The 21793-nt window shown below is 47.6% G+C and carries 17 protein-coding genes; 10 read left to right on the top strand and 7 right to left on the bottom strand.

Annotated features, from left to right (window positions below; all coding sequences use genetic code 11):
* Positions 1–66: 66 nt before the first annotated feature.
* Entirely contained in the window at positions 67–2274 is a 2208-nt protein-coding gene (locus IL_RS11060; RefSeq protein WP_011235382.1) for a TonB-dependent receptor, read from the bottom strand.
* 215 nt (positions 2275–2489) lie between these two features.
* Between IL_RS11060 and IL_RS11065 the strand changes: the two genes are divergently transcribed.
* Genes IL_RS11065 through IL_RS11075 form a run of 3 tightly spaced genes read left to right on the top strand, consistent with a single transcriptional unit; the run spans position 2490 to position 6609 of the window.
* Positions 2490–3782, top strand: coding sequence for a GntP family permease (locus IL_RS11065; RefSeq protein ID WP_011235383.1), 1293 nt, complete (start codon positions 2490–2492; stop codon positions 3780–3782).
* 23 nt (positions 3783–3805) lie between these two features.
* The gene (locus IL_RS11070) at positions 3806–5434 is read left to right on the top strand and encodes a long-chain fatty acid--CoA ligase (protein WP_011235384.1); all 1629 of its coding nucleotides are present in this window, start codon (positions 3806–3808) and stop codon (positions 5432–5434) included.
* Positions 5431–6609 carry an E22 family MetX-like putative esterase gene (locus IL_RS11075; RefSeq protein ID WP_011235385.1) on the top strand — a complete coding sequence of 393 codons (1179 nt, stop codon included), beginning with the start codon at positions 5431–5433 and terminating at the stop codon, positions 6607–6609. The genes IL_RS11070 and IL_RS11075 overlap by 4 nt, the downstream gene beginning before the upstream one ends.
* A gap of 12 nt (positions 6610–6621) precedes the next feature.
* Here IL_RS11075 and IL_RS11080 read toward each other — a convergent pair whose 3' ends face one another.
* Both IL_RS11080 and IL_RS11085 read right to left on the bottom strand, forming a co-directional pair.
* Complete coding sequence (locus tag IL_RS11080; RefSeq protein ID WP_011235386.1) at positions 6622–8370, bottom strand: TIGR03545 family protein; 1749 nt, start codon at positions 8368–8370, stop codon at positions 6622–6624.
* Positions 8371–8372: 2 nt separating this feature from the next.
* On the bottom strand, positions 8373–8879 hold the full coding sequence (locus tag IL_RS11085) for a DUF2062 domain-containing protein (protein ID WP_011235387.1): 507 nt from the start codon (positions 8877–8879) through the stop codon (positions 8373–8375).
* Between the two features lie 143 nt (positions 8880–9022).
* On the opposite strand from IL_RS11085, the gene IL_RS11090 reads away from it, so the two are divergent.
* Complete coding sequence (locus IL_RS11090) at positions 9023–10483, top strand: RimK family protein (RefSeq protein ID WP_011235388.1); 1461 nt, start codon at positions 9023–9025, stop codon at positions 10481–10483.
* Positions 10473–10940, top strand: a complete 468-nt coding sequence (locus IL_RS11095; protein WP_011235389.1) for a GNAT family N-acetyltransferase — start codon at positions 10473–10475, stop codon at positions 10938–10940. The genes IL_RS11090 and IL_RS11095 overlap by 11 nt, the downstream gene beginning before the upstream one ends.
* Here the strand turns inward: IL_RS11095 and glpQ are convergent.
* Complete coding sequence (gene glpQ / locus IL_RS11100) at positions 10915–11934, bottom strand: glycerophosphodiester phosphodiesterase (RefSeq protein ID WP_011235390.1); 1020 nt, start codon at positions 11932–11934, stop codon at positions 10915–10917. The two genes, IL_RS11095 and glpQ, sit on opposite strands and share 26 nt — an antisense overlap.
* Positions 11927–12979, bottom strand: a complete 1053-nt coding sequence (locus IL_RS11105) for a cysteine synthase A (RefSeq protein ID WP_011235391.1) — start codon at positions 12977–12979, stop codon at positions 11927–11929. Before IL_RS11105 ends, glpQ begins: the two co-directional genes overlap by 8 nt.
* Positions 12980–13200: 221 nt before the next feature.
* On the opposite strand from IL_RS11105, the gene IL_RS11110 reads away from it, so the two are divergent.
* The 3 genes from IL_RS11110 (at position 13201) to cfa (ending at position 15922) form a co-directional block, all read left to right on the top strand.
* Positions 13201–13539 (top strand): P-II family nitrogen regulator, encoded by a 339-nt coding sequence (locus IL_RS11110; protein WP_011235392.1) that lies wholly within the window; start codon positions 13201–13203, stop codon positions 13537–13539.
* A gap of 10 nt (positions 13540–13549) precedes the next feature.
* Positions 13550–14731: an ammonium transporter gene (locus IL_RS11115; protein ID WP_011235393.1), complete on the top strand. Its 1182-nt coding sequence runs from the start codon at positions 13550–13552 to the stop codon at positions 14729–14731.
* A gap of 75 nt (positions 14732–14806) precedes the next feature.
* Complete coding sequence (gene cfa, locus IL_RS11120; RefSeq protein ID WP_011235394.1) at positions 14807–15922, top strand: cyclopropane fatty acyl phospholipid synthase; 1116 nt, start codon at positions 14807–14809, stop codon at positions 15920–15922.
* Here cfa and IL_RS11125 read toward each other — a convergent pair.
* Positions 15919–16965, bottom strand: coding sequence for an AI-2E family transporter (locus IL_RS11125; RefSeq protein ID WP_011235395.1), 1047 nt, complete (start codon positions 16963–16965; stop codon positions 15919–15921). The two genes, cfa and IL_RS11125, sit on opposite strands and share 4 nt — an antisense overlap.
* A gap of 111 nt (positions 16966–17076) precedes the next feature.
* On the opposite strand from IL_RS11125, the gene IL_RS11130 reads away from it, so the two are divergent.
* Complete coding sequence (locus tag IL_RS11130) at positions 17077–18765, top strand: EAL domain-containing protein (protein ID WP_011235396.1); 1689 nt, start codon at positions 17077–17079, stop codon at positions 18763–18765.
* Complete coding sequence (locus IL_RS11135) at positions 18765–21029, top strand: EAL domain-containing protein (protein WP_011235397.1); 2265 nt, start codon at positions 18765–18767, stop codon at positions 21027–21029. The genes IL_RS11130 and IL_RS11135 overlap by 1 nt, the downstream gene beginning before the upstream one ends.
* On the opposite strand, the gene IL_RS11140 is transcribed toward IL_RS11135, so the two are convergent.
* Positions 21022–21591 (bottom strand): gamma-glutamylcyclotransferase, encoded by a 570-nt coding sequence (locus IL_RS11140; protein ID WP_011235398.1) that lies wholly within the window; start codon positions 21589–21591, stop codon positions 21022–21024. The genes IL_RS11135 and IL_RS11140 overlap by 8 nt on opposite strands.
* Between the last annotated feature and the right edge of the window lie 202 nt (positions 21592–21793).

The raw sequence follows: 21793 nt of genomic DNA on the forward strand, positions 1-21793 counted from the left end.
CCATGCTATCGACTTAAGCAAAAAAAGCCAGCGTTACCGGTCAATCTAGTAACGCCGGCAAGGCAGTTAGAAACGATAACCGACTGAAAGCGATACGGTACGCGGATTACCGTAATACCCCGTCACAATATTTTCTCCAAAGGTCGAGCCAAAGTTATACCCTGATAAACGGTACTCTTTATCAAATACATTTTTTGCATGGAGACCAACCGTCCAGTTCGACGAACTTGAATACCACACTAGACTGGTGTTCACTAATGAATAAGATTCTTCATCTAATGGGGAAGGCTCTTCAAATATTTGAGTTTCATCACGATAGGATACAGCGCCTGACCAAACAAGCGCTCCACCTGACAACATGAATTCCTGATTAAAGCCCAGATTAGCGGTTAGCTCCGGAGTATTGGGAAATGACCAACGGTTTGAAACATCTTCAACCTGCTGAGTGTTTGGATTAAAGAATGCCACTTCATCGAACTCGGCGTTGATGTAGCCAACGGACCCAGTAAAGTTCAGCGTTGATGTTGCAGCAAAACTACCTTCAAACTCAACCCCTTTCACAGTTGAATCCGCTGCATTCAATACCTGTGAAGCCACACCATTAGAAACCGCGCGCTGTACCGTAACTTGCATATCCTGATAATCGGAATAGAAAGTCGAAGCGTTTAACCTTAAACGCCCATCAAGTAATTCACTTTTGACTCCAAGCTCGAAGGTATCAACAACTTCGGGGTCATAGGGGTTCTCAGCATCCGGGTTTAGTGATACATCAGCACGCATATCGACTCCACCCGATTTGAAGCCATTGCTGTAACTTGCATAAAACATCAAGTTTGGATCCATTTGATAACGGATACTGGCGTGCGGAGAGAACTTGCTCCAGTCGGCTTTTGTACTGAAATCTGAATTCACGGCAATGGGATCAGCTGAGTAATCGCCCCGATCTAAAAATTTAACCCCTGCATAGGTGTAACGGAAAACATCGGCATCTTTCTCATCTCGAGTATAGCGTCCGCCCAGGGTCAAAGCCCAATGATCATCTATTTGGTAAGTTCCCTGACCGAATAAAGCCGCACTTGAGGTATCAACGCAACCGCCGTTATCAATAGTTAAGTTCAGTAAGCCGAGTACGGTACCAAAAACTCCGCAAGCTTCGCCTTCATAGAAGTACAGACCACTGATAAAGTTGAATCGGGCGCTGCTGTAGTTAAGTTGAAACTCCTGCGTGGTCTGCTCATCTTCATAAACAGCAGGTACCAGCAGAACCGGATTCACCGTAGAATCAAAATCAATATTCGTGTCGGTATTACCTTCCCGATACGCCGTTACCGATTTAAATGCCCAGGCATTATCAATATCCCAGTCGACAGTTACTGAGTACCCTTCGGTTTCAACGCTGTTGTCGGTTGGCATTGCAGTGTAAGAATCAAACACATCGTCCAATGCAGGCTCTGTGCTTAATAGGCTCGGTTGTAAGCGATGACCACCTCTTGCATTCGAATCATCCTGCGTCCAGTCTGCCGCAAACTTCACGGAAACATCTTTGGAAGCCAGCCATTTAGCATTAATACGCCCAGTCATTAACTCTTTATTATAGTTTTCAGCACCGGTATTAACGAACTCACCAAAACCATCACGATTAAGAGTCGCAAATGCACCACCAATATAGAAGTTATCTGCTAAGGCTGTTTGCCCCGATACTTTCAAATCGCGCTGATTATGAGTACCGACCGTGCCTTTAACCTCAAATTCGTTGTAGCCCGTGAGCTCTCTGGTCACGTACTTCATGGCTCCGCCAATGGTATTTTTACCATATAAGGTGCCCTGAGGGCCTCGCAGAACCTCCACACGCTGTACATCCAGAACTTCTAATACAGCGCCCTGTGGACGGGCAACATATACATCGTCGATATAGATGCCAACGCCCGGTTCAAAGCCCCAAAGGGGATCTTGCTGACCAATACCGCGAATATAAGCGGTTAACGTAGAGTTAGTACCCCGGCTTACCTGAAAAGTGGTGTTCGGCATTTTGAACTGAAGCTCAGTAATGTCTTCAATTCCCCCCTGTTCCAGCTCTTTTTCGCCAAAAGCACTGACTGAAACCGGCACTTCCTGCAAACTTTCGGTGGTGCGGCGTGCAGTGACTTCAATTCGTTCTAACTTACTATCATCAGCTGTCGCGTTGTCATTTTGTTGCGCCAAAGCAGCAGGAGTTGCCAGAAAAGTGGTTACCGCTACTGCAATCAGTGATTTCTGAAAGTTGGGTTGTTTCATTGTTGTTCCCCTGACAAGTTATGTCATTTGTATTTGTTATTTCCGTTTACAGCAATTTAACGGTTCAGAGTCATGGTTGCTTAATAACCTAGCGCAAATTGTTAAGATTGTGATCTGTACCATAGTACTATAGGGACAAATTCCTTTATCACGCACAATACATCCATGCAGCGATTCAGAGCATGGCCCGTTTTCTTTTCGTTGCGAGGTAACTCATGTTAAGTATGATTGGTTTGGTTGGCGGCCTTGTGTTGCTTATCGTACTCACTTTAAGAGGGATGAACCTGTTTATCAGTGCCCCTCTATGCGCTGTTATAGTCGCTTTATGCAGCGGCGTTCCATTACTCACAGGTGATGTGAATTTTGTCAGTGCCTACATGGACGGCTTTGCCAGCTTTGTCGCCGCTTGGTTTTTTATGTTTTTACTCGGCTCAATGTTTGGCAAATTTATGGAGGATACCGGCGCTGCCGACAGTGTCGCCCGTTGGATCATCAACAAGCTAGGCCGTAAACAGGCAGTACTCGCGGTCGTTCTTGCTTGCGCCATTTTAACCTATGGTGGTGTCAGCGTTTTCGTTGTCGCGTTTTCGGTTTACCCAATGGCACTTAGCTTATTTAAAGACGCTAACCTACCTCGTCGTTTCATTCCGGCGGCGCTGGCTTTTGGCTCCGTCACGTTTACCATGACTTCAGCCGGTTCACCGGAAATCCAGAACTGGATCCCCGTAAAATACCTCGGCACTTCGCCTTATGCGGCCTGGGAAGTCAGTTTGGTGGTCGCAGTATTAATGGCAACCTTTGGCTACTGGTGGTTAAGAAAGATTATTAACCGCGCCATAGCTAATGGTGAGAAGTTTGAAGCACGTGAAGGCGACCCGATATTGCTGGAGCGGAAATTGCCCTCACCCATTAGTGGCTTAATTCCACTGTTAGTTGTTCTGGGGCTCTCTTTTACCTTTCACGACACCTTGCAACAAAACGCCCTGATAGTCGCTTTGCTGGGCGGTGTAATTGCTATTGCCGTTATTAACTTTAAGCATTTTCACAAACCCCAAACCGCCATTCATGAAGCTACCACAGGGGCTTTAGTGGCTATTGGTAATACCGCGGCAGTGGTTGGCTTTGGCAGTATCGCCAAGATTACGCCTGCCTTTGATGCCGCCGTTACTGCCATGACCAGCTTGCCAGGCAATGAGTTGGTCGGCGCAGCGGTTGCAGTGAGCGTTATTGCTGGGTTAACCGGTTCGGCATCCGGTGGTCAGGCAATCGCCTTACCTGAAGTCGGTCCGCATTATATGGCCGCAGGCGTTAACCCCGAACAACTGCACCGCATTGTCTCGATCTCCTCAGGAGCGCTCGACTCGCTGCCCCACAATGGCTACGTAGTTACCACTATTCGCGCTATTTGTAACGAGAAACACAGTGCCGCTTATTGGGCTGTCGCAGCCGTAACCGTTGTTGTGCCGTTAATGGGCCTCGCCGTGGCCATTGGCTTATTCATGTTGTAACCCAGCAGTAAGGGAAGGTAACCATGTTAGGAAATATGATGAAGCGGCCACTGCAAATTATCGATTTACTGAAATTTGCAGCAAACCGCCACCCTCGGCAAGAAATTGTCACCCGACGGCTGGAGGGTGACATTCACCGCTACTCTTATGCCGAATGCTGGCAACGAAGCGGACAATTAGCCCACGCATTACAAAAGCTGGGGGTACAACCCGGCGAGCGTGTTGCCAGTCTGGCCTGGAACACCTACCGTCACATGGAGCTTTATTATGCCGTAAGTGGCAGCGGCGCGGTCATGCATACCGTAAACCCTCGCTTATTCGGCGAGCAAATTGCGTGGATTCTGAACCATGCAGAGAGCGGCTGGGTATTTGTCGACCTAAGTTTTGTCGAGCTACTCGAGTCCATTGAAGACAAGCTGCCCGGGGTAAAAGGCTTTGTAGTGATGACCGACAAAAATCACATGCCGAATACCAAGCTTAAGAATGTGCTTTGTTATGAAGAACTTCTGGAATCAGAACCTAAAGACTATGACTGGCCAGACGTTGATGAAAACAGCGCGGCGCTGCTTTGTTATACCTCGGGCACTACGGGCAACCCCAAAGGCGTACTGGCCTCACACCGAGCTATGGTGCTACACGCCCAGGCAACCGTCAGTGCCGACATGCTCGACCTACGCAGCGATACCGTACTGATGCCTATGGTTACTATGTATCACGTAGCCGCCTGGGGGGCGCCCTACGCCGGTCCTTTATCCGGTTGTAAGTTAGTGTTCACTGGCGACGGTACCTCGGGTGAGGCAATGGCTGAGATGATACGCACAGAAAATGTCACTGTGGGTTTAGGTGTACCGACCATTTGGCTCACTTTGCACAATTATCTCAGTGAAAACTCACTGGATATTCCATCGCTGCAACGTGTTTGCGTTGGTGGTGCCGCTTCACCTATGGGGCTGGTAAAAACCTACGACCAGGAATATAACGTTTACTGGCAACCCATTTGGGGTATGACGGAAACCGGGCCTTTGGTTCATTCGGTGCCACCGCAGGCCGACGTCACTCACCGCCCTAAAGAAGAGCAATACAAGCTACAAACCACAGCCGGACGTCCAGTTTTCGGTATCGAACACCGCATTGTTGATGCCGAAGACACCCCTTTGCCAAACGACGGTGAAACCCGCGGGGAACTGCAAGTTCGTGGACACTGGATAGCCTCGCAGTACTTTCGTAATGACGATTTAAGTAGCTTTCCCGACGGTTGGTTAGCTACAGGTGACATTGCTGTTATCGACCCAGAAGGCTTTATGAAAGTAGTCGACCGTAAAAAAGATGTGATTAAAAGCGGTGGCGAGTGGATAAGTTCTCTAGATATAGAGAACTTTGTCAGCCAGCACCAGGCCGTTAATGAGTCCTGCGTTATTGGTGTAAAACACCCTAAGTGGGATGAACGCCCTCTGCTGCTGGTTGTACTGAATAAAGGCGAAAGTTTATCGAAAGAGGACATTAAAAACTTTTTAGATGGAAAAATTGCACGCTGGTGGATGCCGGACGACGTGGTGTTCGTTGACGAACTGCCACACACCGGAACTGGCAAGCTAATAAAAAATACATTACGTGAGCAATACCAGAATTACTTACAGGAGAATGAATTATGAAATGGCTACGGACAACTTTTATCAGCCTTACGGTGCTGCTCATCAGCTTGCCCCTAAGCGCAGACCAATGGGTTGAAAAACAAAGCTTTACTATAGACTCCTATACAACCCATGGAGGAGAAACAATTAAAGACATCAAAGTAGGTTGGGAAGCCTATGGCAAACTCAATGAGGCTAAAGACAACGTTATTCTGATTACTCACTTCTTTTCCGGGAACAGCCACGCGGCGGGCAAGTACAGCGAAGATGATCCACAAGCTGGCTACTGGGATGCCATTATTGGCTCGGGTAAGGCAATTGATACCGATAAATACTACGTTATCAGCGTCGATTCGCTGGTCAACGCCTACCCTAATCTTCCCAATGTTATTACTACAGGGCCTGCCAGTATCAACCCGGACACGGGAAAACCTTACGGGCTGGACTTCCCGGTAGTCACCATTCGAGATTTTGTGAACGTACAAAAGGCATTATTGGAAGATTTAGGCATTAATAAACTGCACGCGGTGATTGGCGCATCCATGGGATCACTGCAGGCCATTGAATGGGCAGCAGCTTATCCCGACTGGGTTGAACGCATGGTGTCGGTCATTGGTGCAGGCTCACTGGACGCATGGACCATTATGGGGCTAGAACAGTGGGCACAGGCCATTAAATTAGACCCCAACTGGAACGGCGGCAACTATTACGATGGCGATGCACCGCTCGAAGGTGTCACTCTGGCACAGGCAATGATCACTCAGGGTGCAATGCATCCGGAATACATTAACCAGGCAGTACCTAAACAGGAAACGCTACCAGCCAAAGGTCTGGAATCGGTCACCACTGAGCTTCCGGCAGTTGAATGGCTGTTTGGTGCGAGCCGGGCTCGTGCACCACTCGCTGATGCGAACCATATTCTCTACCTGGTCCGCGCAAACCAACTGTTTGTTGCCGGTCATCAGAACACTTTAAAAGATGGATTAAAAAACATTTCTGCAAAAACATTGTTTTTGCCATCCAGTAACGACCTGCTGTTAATGCCGTATATGGCGGAAAACACAGCTGAGCAACTTAGAGAAATGGGTAAAGAGGTTCAATACGAAGAAATTAGTGGTCCCTGGGGACACTTAAATGGATTGTTTTCTATTCAACAAAAAGCCGGGCTACTCAGCGAATTTTTAACGAAAGAGTAACCCGAGCGAGACTCAAGAGCCGCCCAGACGGCTCTTGAGTTTATCTTTAAGACTGTCTCCAACTTTGGCTTTTAACAGCTCTTCCAGTTGTTTGCTCTGTTCACCAGACTCATTGTCCCATTGAGTAAGGTTTTCCAGCAGGCCTTGCTGACCACCTAATTGCTCTGAAACTTTGGCAGTAAGGTCAGCTTTTATTTCGGCCAGTTTTTCGTCGGCCTCGCCCATCGCGGATTGAGCCAACGCATCGCCTAATTGGTCATCTAAATCGGATTCAAAACTCAGCGATGGCCGTTGAATATCGCCGCCAATGTTGGTGGTAATATCTAACCGCTGTAGTTGCTTTAAAGCACCTGCAACCGCAGAAGTCAGTTTGCTGCTGCCCTCGGCTTCTAAGTCAAGATTCAGCATGCGTACCATGGCTTTCCCGTCCAGTTTATTCTCACGAACTAGCACGGTTCCATCACTGTCCATCATGGACGATAAAATATTGGCACTGAGTTCGCTGCTATTACTAAGCTTCAGGTTATTCAGTTTTGCGCCTTTTAACTGCCATTGCTGCTTCGCATCAATGCCCAGGTCAGTCAGCGATAATTCGCCATTTAGGTTAAACGCATTCCACAAGTCGCTGTTATCGGCCCGAGCCTGATACGTCGTCGGCTGACCCAGTAAATTATGCTGGTGGGTAATATTTTGCCAGTCGACATCAATAACCGTACCGCCAACCATAAATTCGGTGCGCGCCTTTTTAATTAAAAACTCCGGTGGTGCGTTGTCATCGGCAAAGGAAATTCTCTGCCCCTCGCCACGCACCGGCTCTACCGTTGCAGAGTTGTCCGAACGCGCCAGCATAGGACCCAGCTGTTCATAGGCAAGGAGTACGTATTTACTCCACTCCCGCGCTTTTTCGCCTAATAACAAACCAGTCACGTTCTCTAAACCACTTCCGTCCAGACTGAAAAACGACTTAATTCGGTCAATGTCGTTACCCGGGGCGTTCTTAAGTTCGGCTATTTGCTGTTGCACCACCTCTTTCGCCTGCTTCACTTCATCACGAAAATTACTGACAGCTTCTTTGTCTGCCCGAATCGAGTCTTTTAATTCATCTAAAGCCTCTTTTCTCGCCGCAATATCAGCCAGGCCTTCTACTTTGCCTTCGGTAATTTGCTTAATTTTCTCTTCGTATTCTTTTATTTTGTCTTTACTCGGCAAAGCTTCTCTAGCTGCTTTAACCTCTTGTTCTTGCTGCTCGTAGGCAGCTTTGGCTTCATCAATCACCGTTTCTGTACGCAAATCAACCTGGCTGACAATATCGTCCACAGAAGGTAAAGACGTGGTCAGTTTATCCCAGGACTGACTGGCCCAATTCTGCACGTCTTCCTGATCCGGCATGACATAAACGTCACCCTCACTTTCCCGTGGCTGATTAACACGAACTCCGGTCATAGTCAGCTGTTCAATTAAGGTTCGGCCAAGCACAATTTCTGTAGGGCTGATGTCCGCTGAAGCTTCACCAACCTGTACCCGGTTATTTTTCGGTGCATTAGGGTCGGTGACCTGGATACCGGCCAAAGTCAGAGATAAAGGTACCCAGCTATGCTCAACTCGCTCAATATTAACTTCAGCGCCGTTCAGTCTTCCCAGCGTGTGCTCTAATGTAACTTTTATAATAGCGTCCAGAAACAACCAGGAAATAGCGACCAACAACAATACGAACCCGGCGAAAACGGCCAGTCCCGGCCAGCGAATGATACTGCGCTTCATACTCACCCCCTAAAGTCCGTATAGATCTGCCAGAAACGGCTACCGCGAATAACCTGCACCACGCGCATTTTCATTATTTGAGCCTGAATTCTTTTACGGTAATTGGCAATAACCCAGTAACTCAACGCAGCTACAATCGGCGCGGCAATCAACGCGATAACAAAGCTGCCCATAGTTATGGTGTGATTAAACATAGACAGGCGTCCTAAGGCAGTTGCATACAGTGCTTCATAAATGCCCTGCCAGCCTGACGCTTCTAATAAGCTCAAACCGACACTGTGGAACCAAGGGTCCAGCAGGTAAGCGATACCAGAGAAAATACCAAAAGACACAATGAATAGACTGAGGTTTACGCGGAATATTAATGCCGCCAATAAAATTATTAAGTTATGAATTCGCCATAGCGGGGTTATCCCCATAAACATTCCTAGTACTACAGCTAACGCCAGTGCCCAGGCGCTGGTTTCAGAATTCAAAGCTTTTAACAGCTTTGCCAGAATTGTCAGCATTCACCTGACTCCTTTGAAAAAGATAAAACAGCAAATCTGCTTGTTATCCGTCGTCTTTCTAATATAGTGTGAGTTGCATTTATTACGCAAATAATAAGCAAATAACTTACATTATTTTTAACGACTTCTGAGTACTTTACGACATGCAGCAACACGTTCACCTTATCATAGATAACGCCGCCGACTGGCAGCCTTATTACCCTAGTCAAAGCTTACTCACCGCAAGTGAATACTTACAATCGGCACACTTGCAGAGTCGTTATCATGTTCTAAATTTGTGTAACGACTTATCTTACCTGTCAACCGGCTACTACGTTAGTCTGCTGGCAGAGGCTCGCGGACAAAGAGTTATGCCGTCGGTTGCGACTATTAATGACCTGACCAACTTTTCCCATTATCAGTTACTGATTAATACCGCCGACCGATCACTCACTAAATATTTGCAGAATCGTGACGAAAAGTCGCTGTCGCTACTGATTTGTTTTGGCTTATGCGAACAGCCTGAACTGGCTTCTTTTGCACGCCAAATATTTGAGCGCTACCCATGCCCTATTTTAAAGGTTGAACTGGAATTTAACGGTCGCTGGCATATTAACAAGCTGACATCAGGTGCGTTGAATCAGTTAACTGATGAGCAACAAAGCTTTTTTGGTAACTCACTGGATCATTTCAGTAAACGTGTGTGGCGCAAAGCCCGCACCCGCAAAGAGTACCGTTTTGATTTGGCCATTTTGTATAATCCGGACGAGGCCATTCCGACCAGTGACAAAAAAGCACTGTCATTGTTTATAAAAGCCGCCAAAGAGGCCGATATTGAAGCTGAGCTGATTACGGCAAACGATTTCAATCGTCTGTTGGAGTTTGATGCGCTTTTCATTCGCGAAACCACCCGTATTAATCATTATACCTACCACTTTGCGAAAAAAGCCGAAGCCAACGGTATGGTAGTAATTGACCACCCGGACTCCATTGTTAAATGCGCTAATAAAGTGTTCTTAAAAGAGTTACTGGATAAACATAAGGTAGCGACACCAAAAACAGAACTCTTGTTGAGCCAATCAGATATCGACTACGAAGCAATAGGCGAACGTTTGGGTTATCCGGTTGTGCTGAAAATTCCTGACGGTTCATTTTCTATTGGCGTGGAAAAAGCAGAAGACTTAGCCCAGTTTAAACAAGTGGCAACGGAGCTTTTTAAGCAGTCCACTATACTGCTGGCACAAGAGTATATGAGAACCGACTACGACTGGCGAATTGGCGTGCTGAATAACCGCCCCATATACGCTTGCCAGTACTTTATGGCGCGTAACCACTGGCAAATTTATAACCACAGCGAGTCGTCCTCGCGAGGTAAAAGCGGTTCTTTTGCCACTTTAGGCGTGCACCAAGCCCCTAAAGATGTGGTGCGGCTGGCGTTACAGGCAACCCGCTTAATAGGTGACGGCCTGTACGGTGTAGATATTAAACAAACACCGCAAGGCCCTGTTGTTATTGAAATTAATGACAACCCGTCAATTGAATCTGGTGTGGAAGACAAACACTTAGGTTATGAGCTGTACCGGCTGATTATGGCTGATTTTGGACGACGCCTGGATGAATACTGAGTTTCGCATTGAGCGGGCAGACAAGAACGACCTTGAACAATTAGTTTCTTTAGAACGTGCAACTTTTAATTACAGTTGCATTAGTCGTCGCAGTTTTAAACGAGTAATTGAATCCAGCCATAACTATTGCTGGGTAGCACGTTCAGGTAACGATTTAGCCGGGTACGCTATTGCCTTTACCCGGCGTAACAGCAAAGTATGGCGCCTGTACTCAATAGCCGTAGCTCAGAGCTTTCGCGGTTTAGGGGTAGGTAATCTGCTTATGAATGAAGTGCTGAATTCGGCGAAAACCGCCGGCGCTAATGCCATGTCGCTGGAAGTGAAAAGCGACAACAAGGCCGCTATTCACTGGTATCAAAGCTGTGGTTTCGAAACCATCGATATTCTGCCGGAATACTACGATGACGGCAGCGACGGCTTCAAAATGCGCTTTACTTTTTGTCCGGAAAGTCAGTAAACACGCCCTCTACGCCAGCTTGTTTTAACCACTGGCGCAATTGCGCATGAGACTCCACGCCTTCGGGTAAGTCATCGGCCCGCAAGGTATAAACATGAACATCCAGACCTTTCTCTTCCGCTGACTTTAAAACACTGTCCCATTCAGGCTCACCGTTTTCATTCACTCCGGTCAATACGTGGTTTACCCACAAGCCGACACCTTCAGCGTAGCTTTTTACTGACTCCAGCCCGGCACCCGTGCGCATGGCGCTGTAATCAATATCGGTCTCTCCCCACTCATTGTCACCCACCAGCTGAATTAACGGAAAGTCCCAGTTAAATTCACGCTTTAAGCGACGTAACACTTCCGGGTCAAAAGACTGCAGATAAACCGGTGTTGGCCGTTTGTCGTGGTATCCGTTGTGAGCCAGGACAGACATCACTGCCGCCGTCGCGTCGTACCCTTGCTGCTGATACCAGCGCGGAGATTTGATCTCGATATAAATGCCTGTCGACATATCCCGAACGCGATTCAGCTCCTGAATCAGTTTGATTTCCTCATCCAGCGTTTGTATAGGAAAGTGAACATCGGGGTGAGAAAATCGCTTAGGGTAAACCAGCTCATAATCTTTATGCCGGGCGACCATAGTTAACTGTTTAAGCTCTTCCAGCGAAAAATCGACCACATAGTATTTACCATCGGGACGATGCTTTTCCGGAAACACTTCGGAGACATTGGTGACATGGTCCAGAATTTCATCATGCAGAACGACCGGAACGCTGTCACGGCTCAGTTGCACGTCTTGCTCTATGAAGTCCGCTCCCAGCCCATGAGCCATAACGGTGCTGGCCTGAGTGTGCTCGGGTAAATAACCGGAAGCACCGCGGTGCGCAATGTCCAGAAACTGCGGAACTTGAAGGTCATGGAACGGCGCATCCGGCGTCTCGTCCTGCGCCTGAACTGCGGTTGCTGATACCAATAAAAACAAACACCCAAAAATACGTTTAGTCATTGTTCCAGTTAACCTCTAGTACCTTATCGCCAAGCTCGCGATAACGCGTCATTAATACGTCAATGGGTTCCGGGTCAGGGTTTAACCCGCGTCCGCGCAAATATTCCGGGTTGTACAGCTTACTCACCGAACGTTCACCCAAGTCACAGGAAAAGGTCACAATGCGGTGTCCCGGACCTTTTCGTAAAGCTGCGGCCAACGCACCAGCCACGTTTAGCGCCGAGCTACTCCCCAGAACAATACCATCTTCGTCTCGGATATAACGTGACAAAGTCACTAAATCTTGATCGGGCAAATTAACCGCGTGATCAATACGTGCCTGGCGGAAATTATCCACTAGCCGCATAATACCAATGCCCTCCGTCATAGAGCCGCCATTCGACACATATTCGCCGCTGCGTAAAAACTCATAGATACCGGAACCATCCGGGTCAACCACCCAAACATCCAGTTCCGGGTTCTGCTCTTTTAAGAAGCGAGAGTTACCACCAATGGTGCCACCGGTTCCAGCCACAGACACCAGAGCGTCAATTCTCCCTTCGGTTTGTTCCCATATTTCCGGGCCAGTATGAAGGTAATGCGCACGAGCATTACTGGTGTTTTCAAATTGGTTAGCCCACCAGCAATCATCGCGTTCTTCCGCTAAACGGCGCGCCGTATGGTAGAAGTGATTTTCGTTCTTAAAAGGAACCGGATCAACCGCCATCAGTTCACCGCCATGCAAGCGGATCATGCGCTCTTTCTCCGGTGTCTGGTCATTGGGCATGACCGCTAACATACGCAAGCCGTAAGACTTTGCCACAACAGCCAGGCCAATACCGGTATTACCGGCGGTACCTTCAACCACCGTCATACCCGGCTTTAACTCGCCGCGTTCCATAGCGTCATCAATCAGTTGCTTAGCCGCGCGATCCTTAATGGAGCCGCCCGGATTCTGGAACTCGCATTTAATAAAGATATCGCATCCGGTTAAATCAGACAGCGACGGTATACGAAGTAAATCCGTCTGCCCGATAAGATCGCTCTGCCGCGCGCCAACTCTCATGCCACTGCACCCTTAATCATTCGCTACTGTAGGTAAATAGTATCTCCCCTGTACCCTTTTGGTTCAATAGCACTTTTGGTGCAATGCACAGAAGGGGCGCACGTTTTTTGTGCAGAAAAATTACGTAAATATTATTTATTCATAAATATCAGCTAGTTAAATTCTGGCACGCTTCGTGAAGTTAAAGGGTTGCTTAACAATATTTTAATAAGGAAAGCACCATGAAAATGCTCGTTGCGTTAATCAAACCCTTCAAGCTGGAGGATGTGAAGCAAGCGCTGTTTGAAATTGGCTGCAAAGGCCTGACAGTAACCGAAGTCCGGGGAGTAGGACGTCAAAAGGGGCATACCGAACTGTACCGGGGCGCCGAATATCAAGTCGACTTCCTGCCCAAAATGAAAATTGAACTGGCGGTTCCCGACGAAACCGTCGAACGAGCTCTGGAAGTAGTCATTGCCGCGGCTCATACCGGCAATATCGGCGACGGAAAAATATTCGTTATGCCGCTGGAGCAATGCGTTCGCATACGCACTGGCGAAACCGACCAAGACGCCCTTTAAGGAGCCCATCATGGAAGCACAAAACTTACAACAACTCACTTTCGCGGTAGACACCTTATACTTACTCATATCCGGGGCGCTGGTTATGTGGATGGCGGCTGGTTTTTCCATGCTGGAGGCGGGTCTGGTCAGAAGCAAAAACACCACCGAAATTCTGACCAAAAACATCGTGCTCTACGCCATCGCCTGTATTGTTTACCTGGTTATCGGCTACAAAGTCATGTACCCCGATCCTTCAACCTCAGCTTACGCGGCTGACGCTAATTTCTTTTTTCAGATGGTGTTCGTTGCTACTGCTATGTCGATAGTCTCAGGTGCCGTTGCCGAGCGTATGAAGCTAATGAGCTTTCTGCTGTTCTGTGTCGTGCTTAGTGCGGTCATTTATCCGGTACAGGGCTTATGGACCTGGGGCGGTGGAATGCTGACAGAATGGGGCTTTGTCGATTTTGCCGGCTCCAGCATTGTACATTTAACCGGTGCATCAGCGGCACTTGCTGCGGTTCTTTTACTTGGCCCGCGCTCCGGTAAATACCTGAGTGATGGCAGTATCAACGCTTTACCCGGCTCTAATATGCCACTGGCCGCGCTGGGTACCTTCATTCTCTGGTTTGGCTGGTTTGGTTTTAACGGCGGTTCACAGTTAGCGCTAAGCACCGTTGACGATGCCAATGCCATAGCCCGCGCCATGGTAAACACTAATACCTCGGCCGCAGCTGGCACTATCGCCACGCTGCTATTTACTAAGCTGTTGTGGAAAAAAGCCGATTTAACCATGATTTTAAACGGTGCCTTAGCCGGTCTGGTTGCCATTACCGCACAACCTGTTACCCCAGAACCCTGGCTTGCCGGCGTTATCGGCTTTATTGCGGGGCTTATTGTCGTGCTCTCCATTATTGGGCTGGATAAGCTCCACATTGACGATCCGGTCGGTGCTATTTCGGTACACGGTGTGGTCGGTATTTTCGGTACCCTTGTGGTGCCGCTCAGCGATGACGGTGCCAGCTTTGTTATTCAGTTAGCCGGTGTCGGTACCATTTTCTGCTGGGTGTTTTTCAGTAGTCTTATTGTCTGGGCTATACTGAAGCTAATATTGGGCATTCGTGTAACTAAAGAGCAGGAATATATCGGCTTAGATCAAGTCGATTGCGGCGTTGAAGCTTACCCTGAGTTTACGTCGAAAAAAGACGGGTAAAAGGCTCTTTATTGCCAGTTTCGCCCATTCTTGATAACGTTTTTAACCATCATTTTCCGGAATGGGCGAACAAATATGTCGACATCACGAGAGTATGTTGAAGAGCTTTTAGCAAAAGCAGATATCCGCATTAACGGTGACAGAGCCTGGGATATGCAGGTTCACGATGAAACCGTATTTGATCAGGCACTGTCGCGCGGTAATCTTGGTTTGGGTGAATCCTATATGGCTCGTTTGTGGGACGCCGAATCGCTTGACCAGTTTTTCTTCCAGCTACTGCGCTCCGGCATTCAGGATGAAGTTAACCCCGCCCGCCTTATTTTCCATTCCTTAAAAAGCCGAGTCTTCAACTTACAAAGTAAATCCAAAGCCTGGGAGGTTGGTCAGCATCATTACGACATGGGCAATGACCTTTATCAGTCAATGCTCGATGAGCGTATGGTTTACACCTGTGGTTACTGGGAAAAAGCCAAAGACGTTGACGAAGCACAACGGCATAAACTTGAACTGTGCTGTAAAAAGCTGGGATTGAAGCCAGGCATGCGCGTTCTTGATATTGGTTGTGGCTGGGGCAGCTTCATGCAGTATGCCGCTGAAAACTACGGTGTCGAATGTGTTGGTGTCACTATATCCAAAGAGCAGGTAGCCCTTGGCAAAGAACGCTGCAAAGGCCTTCCGGTAGAATTCCGGCTACAGGACTACCGCGAGCTGGACGAACAGTTTGACCGCGTTATCAGCTTAGGAATGTTTGAGCATGTCGGTCAGAAGAACTACGACGACTATATGGATGTCGCTCTGCGCTGCACCAAAGAAGACGGCCTGTTCCTGCTGCACACTATTGGTAAAAACGTCAGTGATACCGCAGCCGACCCGTGGATCAGCAAGTACATTTTCCCGAATGGCGAAATTCCGTCTATTTCACAAATAGGAACGGCACTGGAAGAAAAGTTTGTCTGCGAAGACCTGCACAACTTTGGTGCCGATTACGATAAAACCTTAATGGCCTGGTTTCAAAACTTCGATAGCGCCTGGCCATCCATTAAAGAGCAGTTTGATGACGAGTTTTACCGTATGTGGAAATACTATTTGCTGTCCTGTGCTGGTGCATTCCGTGCGCGCGACATCCAGTTGTGGCAATGGGTGTTATCCCCCAACGGCAGTGTTGGGGGATACTCGCGCCCACAACTTTAAGAAACGCTATTAAACTCGTTCATAAAGATATCCCAGAACACCAAAAACAGGGCCGCAACCAGCGGCCCTAAAACAAACCCGGTAATACCAAACAGCGATAAACCGCCTAAGGTAGAAAACAGCACCAGATAATCCGGTAATTTCGTATCACGCCCTACCAAAACCGGACGCAGTACGTTGTCGGCCAAACCAATGACTATTGCCCCGTAAGCCACTAGAATGGTACCGGCTATCCAGTTACCTGTCGCATACAAATAAATAGATACCGGTAGCCATACCAGACTCGCGCCAACCGCCGGGATTAACGACAAAAAGGCCATGACGACACCCCACAGCAGGGCTCCGGGAATACCCAGTAACGCGAAAATTATGCCACCCAATGTGCCCTGAACTATTGCCACAACAATGTTTCCTTTCACTGTTGCCCGAGTTACCTCTGCAAATTTAGTAAACAGCTTACGTTCTCGTTCATCGCCCAAAGGCAGCGCTTTTACTAAAAGGTCAATCAGCAAGTGACCGTCTCGCAAAAGGAAAAAGGTCAAATAAATCATTAGCGAGAGGCTAATGATAAAAGAGAATGTATTTTGACCGATGCTTAACGCTTCTTCTGCCAAAAACTTACTACCACTAACGGCTCCTGATGATATTTTCTCCCGTACATCGCTGGCTTTAATATCAAACTGAGCAAGCAAGTCACTAATAACCGGAAACGCCTTTTGAATATCATCAAAGAGCTTACCGGGGTTAATTTTGCCTTCGTCCAGCCGCTGATAAAAACTAACCCCCTCCTGCACAAAGGAATATGAAATACCCAGCGCCGGAATCACCACAATAACCAATGCAATCAGCAAAGTTACAAGAGCCGCTCTGTTTGGCTTGTCTCCAAACGTCTTTTTCAGTTTTTGTTGTAGCGGGTAAAAAATAACAGTCACCACACAAGCCCAAAAAATAGCTCCCCAAAACGGTATAAGTACCCAGGCGAAGGCGATACTAACTAAAATCAATGTCAGTAAAAATGACCGCCGTTCTAAAGATTCCCGCATAGCTGGTTCCTTGATGTTAATGATTCTCGGCTTAAATACTTGACAGAAGTTAAGATTGATAACAACCTCAAGATAGCTAACTGCCTAATTTATCACAACTGATAAGAATAAATGCCTAAATTGGAAGACCCAAACAGCTTTACCAGCTGGCTCAAAGAAAGTGTCGTCAACTTCACCGAGATGAACGCCGAAAAACAGGTGTTCATGGGCTTCGTGTTGGCGATACTGATTGCGGCTATTATCAGGGTCATTGAGATAACGGGCGGGCTTCCGAGCCTTTACGAGCACCTACTTTACTTTCCATTAATTTTTACCGGTTTACTGCTGGGGTCACGCATTGGTGCCCTGGCTGGTTTCATGTGTGGCCTATTACTCAGCCCCTTTTCTTTTTCCGAGTCGCTGATAAGCGGCAACGAAATTGTCGGCGGCTGGATGCTTCGCATGGTTGCTTATACTCTTGTGGCCACTATGGCGGGAATGGTTGCCAAAGTCATAAAAGAATTAAGTGGTGCCGAACAAACGGCCAAATTCAAATACCAGGGAACCGACCTTCCCAATATCAACGCCCTGCTAAGACAGTTAGAAAGCATTGGCCATGGAAAAGGCAGTTCACCCGATGACCTGGTCGATATTTTCAACTTCCGCTTACAGAATATGGACAAAATTCAGCAGCAAGTAGGAACTGAAAAAGCCAACGAACTTGTTAAGCAAATGGCTGTTCAACTGAAAAAACTCCTTGGAGACCAGGTGCAAGTTGGTCAGACATCAAGAAACGAATTGGTTGGGGTTCGCTCTGAAGCTGAAGAAAACTCAAAAGAACTTCAACAAAAAATAGAAAGCTTTTTGGAGCAACCCATAGTCATTGACGGTGTTTCTTATCAAATGGACAGCACCGCTGGTGTGCTTAGGGTGAAAAAAGAACAACTTAAAGAAGACCACCAGAAAGTTTTCGACGAAGCTCAGTCACACGCCTTCAATGCCTTTCAAAAGAAACAACAGTTTTCGTTTCTGGAACAAAATGAGGCCATTGATCAAATTGAAGAGGTCACTTTTTCGCGTCAGTTTAGCGAGGCAATGAAGAATAATGATATTCAGCTTTACTATCAGCCACGCCTGAACACCAATTCAGGCTACTTTTCGGTACTGGAAGTTTCAGCCAAGTGGGTGCACCCCAAGCGGGGGAGTATGAGTTTAGAAGAATTTAAGCCAATGATAGAAGAGGCTTCTTTAACTCAGCAATTTACGTCATGGATTATTCAACGCACATTTAAAGACCTGCGGGTATGGCAAAAACAAAAAGTGACTGTACGCGTCGCTATTAACGTGACCATTAATGACATTGTCGACCCGCTTGTACTTAATGTGTTAGCGCACGAGCTGCAGGAAACCAAATTTCCAGCACAAAATATTAATATCGAGGTCAGTGAACGAGCCTTAATGTCACTGTCAGACAAATCGAAACGCTATCTGGAACGTCTACGCAGCATTGGCTGTAATGTTATTGCCTCGCATTTTGGGGAAGGCCGCTCCACTATACAGTCACTTTTTGTGCTGCCTGTAGATGCGGTAAAACTGTCTGAGGAATTAGTGCAAAAAGCCACGTCTCACAGCGATCAAAAACGAGAGTTAGCCTCTATGATCAAAATGGCCAGAGCCCGAGGTTTAACAACCATAGCCACGGGCATCAATGATCGCGCCAAGCTGCTACTGTTAAAGCAAATAGGGTGTGAGGAATTACAAGGCTCTATTCTCAGTAAGTCATTGAAGAAATCAGAGATACCCTGGGCACGGATACGATAATGAGAGATGAAAGAGAGTTAACACTGCACAGAGCGTCGCACAAACGCTTTTTCAAACGGCCGGAAGTTGTTTTGGCGCTCAGCTATATTATTGCTGCTATTGTCTGGGAAATAAGCACTAACGCCCTAATTCCTAAGCTACCGGTAGAAGCCGACATAAAAACCACCTTAATTCAATGGGAACCCTGGGCATTTGTCGCATTATCCGTCGTTTTTCTGTTTTTCTTTATTCGCCGCATTTGGTTCTTACGGTTTAAAAAGTCTCGTGAGTTACTGCATAGCTATCTCGGCAACAGCCCAACCGTACACTATGAGCTTAGGGCTCTCGATTCCGGCTTCTGCGTCGACTGGGTAAGCACAAACTGCGAACGCATTCTGGGATACTCAACAGAAGAGGTAATGGCACCGGGCTGGTGGCTGAACAACATTCATCCTAACGACGTAAAAACAGTAAAGAAAACAGCTTTACGCGGCTTTGAAGAAGAACAATTTGTTTGTGAATACCGCTTTCGTCACCAACAGGGGCATTACGTTTGGGTTAGAGACGAGGTACGTCGCAGCAGTCAGAAACCGCTGCGCTTTCAGGGATCCTGGACGAATATTTCTGCCGACTACTATGATACCACCAGCATTAATTCCGGGAAAAGCTCAGAGCATGACGTGTTGTCAGGCATTGCGCTTTTGGACGGGCGCCGTCGGGTAATAGCGATTGATACACCATTTACCGACATTTCTGGCTTGAACGAATCAGCCTGTCTGAATTCAAGACTCGAGGAACTCCTATCAGCAACGGAAATTGATGATATTGACGGAGGCTTCCCCTGTAACCAGAGTATTTTGATAGTGGGTCGCGATATAGATAAACAGCGTTACTCTGCCATTTTAACCGTTCGTGAAGCCCCGGCTAGTTTCCCCGGGGAAGCGGCCTACATTGCGACATTAAGCGATGTCACCCGAATGAAATTGCAGCAGCGGCAATTGCAAAAGCTGGCCTTTTTTAACGACTTAACCGGTTTACCTAACAGCAACTCGCTGGCACTGGATTTAACCCGGTTATTAGATGAATTGCCCAGCGACAGGTTGGCTGCCGTCATTGTAATGAACGTTAATCATTTCCATCAGGTGAATGACCAGTATGGCCATCATATTGGCGATAAGATTTTACAACGCCTGGCGCTTAGACTGAAAAAAGCCGTTCCCTTCGGTACCAAACTTTATAACCTCGGTGGTGATGAATTTGCCGTCGTTTTGAATCATATTGTTGAATACATCGATATTCAGAACATTATTTTGGAAATTCAGGCCGCGTACGAACCGCCATTCATATTGTCGGACAGCCAGCGGCAGGTGCAACTGGCAGCCAGCATTGGCGCCAGCGTTTACCCACTCGACGGCTACGATGCCGAAAAGCTTCTGGCTCAGGCCAATTTGGCAATGAACTCTGCTAAAGACGAGCACAATGAGAGCAGCACTTACTTTAAACAAGAGCTGGAAACCCGCTCTTACGATGAAATTCAATTAGAAGAAGACGTCCGCAGTGTGTTGCAAACCGGGCAAATGCAGTTGGTGTATCAACCCGTGCTTAACATGCAGCATCAGGTGGTCGGCGTTGAGGCTCTGCTGCGCTGGGAGCACCCCGACCTTGGCTCATTAAAACCCGACCAGTTCCTGCCACAATTTGATGCCAATGGCATGCTGGACACCCTGGGAGTATGGGTGGTTGAACAGGTTATCGAGCAAATTGATCTCTGGCAGGAGCAAGACACCGTTCCGGGAAAAATCGGTATTAATTTGGCAACCGAGCAAATTTCACAGAAGCTTTATCAGACAGTCAGCCAGTTTGTTAAAAAGACCCCAAAGCTAGCGGCAAAACTGGAATTTGATTTAAGTGAAAGCAGCTTACAAGAACCGCTGCCGCACACTCTGGAAATTATTGAACAGTTGCATCAGCTTGGTATAACTCTGGTTATTGACCGGTTCGGTAAAGGTGTTGCCAGTATGCTGCATTTGAAAACCATGCCGGTGAGTAAAATTAAAATAGAAAGAGAGTTTATTCGCGATCTTGATACTAACGAACGCTCGCGCAATTTGGTGCGTGCGGTTATTCGCATGACCTCAGAGCTGGGGTTGGAAGTACAAGCGGTAGGCGTAGAAAACCAAGCACAGTTAGATACACTCGCCGAATTTGGTTGCCACTACTGGCAGGGTAAGCTTTACATGTTACCGCAAACCGCCGACACCGTATTTACTCAGGACACTAACTAGCCCGGTCTGCCATTAAGGCCTCATAAACCTGAGTAATATGAGGATCGTTGACGCCCAGTTGCTGTAGCGCCAACTGCAACTTGACCAGGTATTCGGCATTGGGCCCGCTGGGGCCGGACGAACGAGCGATATGGCTGGCAATTTCCGACGCCGTAGCCTCGCCAAGAAACGCTTCATTGTCTTCTGTCGCAATATAAACAAGGCCTTCTTGTTGGCTGCCGTCACGAAAACTCATCGGCGTAGTAAATCTTAAATAACCGTTTTTCTCACGATGATCTAAATGCTCGAACACATCGGGTGAGACTTTGTAGGCCATTCCCGTGCATTCTTCACCCGGAGTTTCTGTTAAAGTCAGTACCCTGCCCGGAGCTTCTGGTGTGCCTCGATGGTCGTGCGACCCTTGCCAAAAACGTCGTGACCAACCTTGTATTGAGGCAGCCGCCCGTTCCAGATACGGAAAGTCGACTTTATAAATCAGTGAGCCATAACCAAATAACCAGACAGCCTCCAGGCCACTTAAGTCCTGCCGCTCTTTATTCATTGCAATGGTATCGTGTGACATACTGCTCAGTTGCCTATTCTCGCTTGGTGCTTTGTAGCCTGACGTTTACGTCAGGAACTATATCTCACCTGACATGAATGTCATATATGGTCCCCTCCCGTTTTGCAACGGCAACTCGTGGTAAATGTCGGGGCGCTCGCATATATACGGCCTGTTTATGGTGCGCGCTTTGCGCACCTGGCCTGGATGAACTCCGCACGAC

This window comes from Idiomarina loihiensis L2TR, from assembly GCF_000008465.1.
In the GTDB taxonomy this organism is placed as follows: Bacteria; Pseudomonadota; Gammaproteobacteria; order Enterobacterales; family Alteromonadaceae; genus Idiomarina; species Idiomarina loihiensis.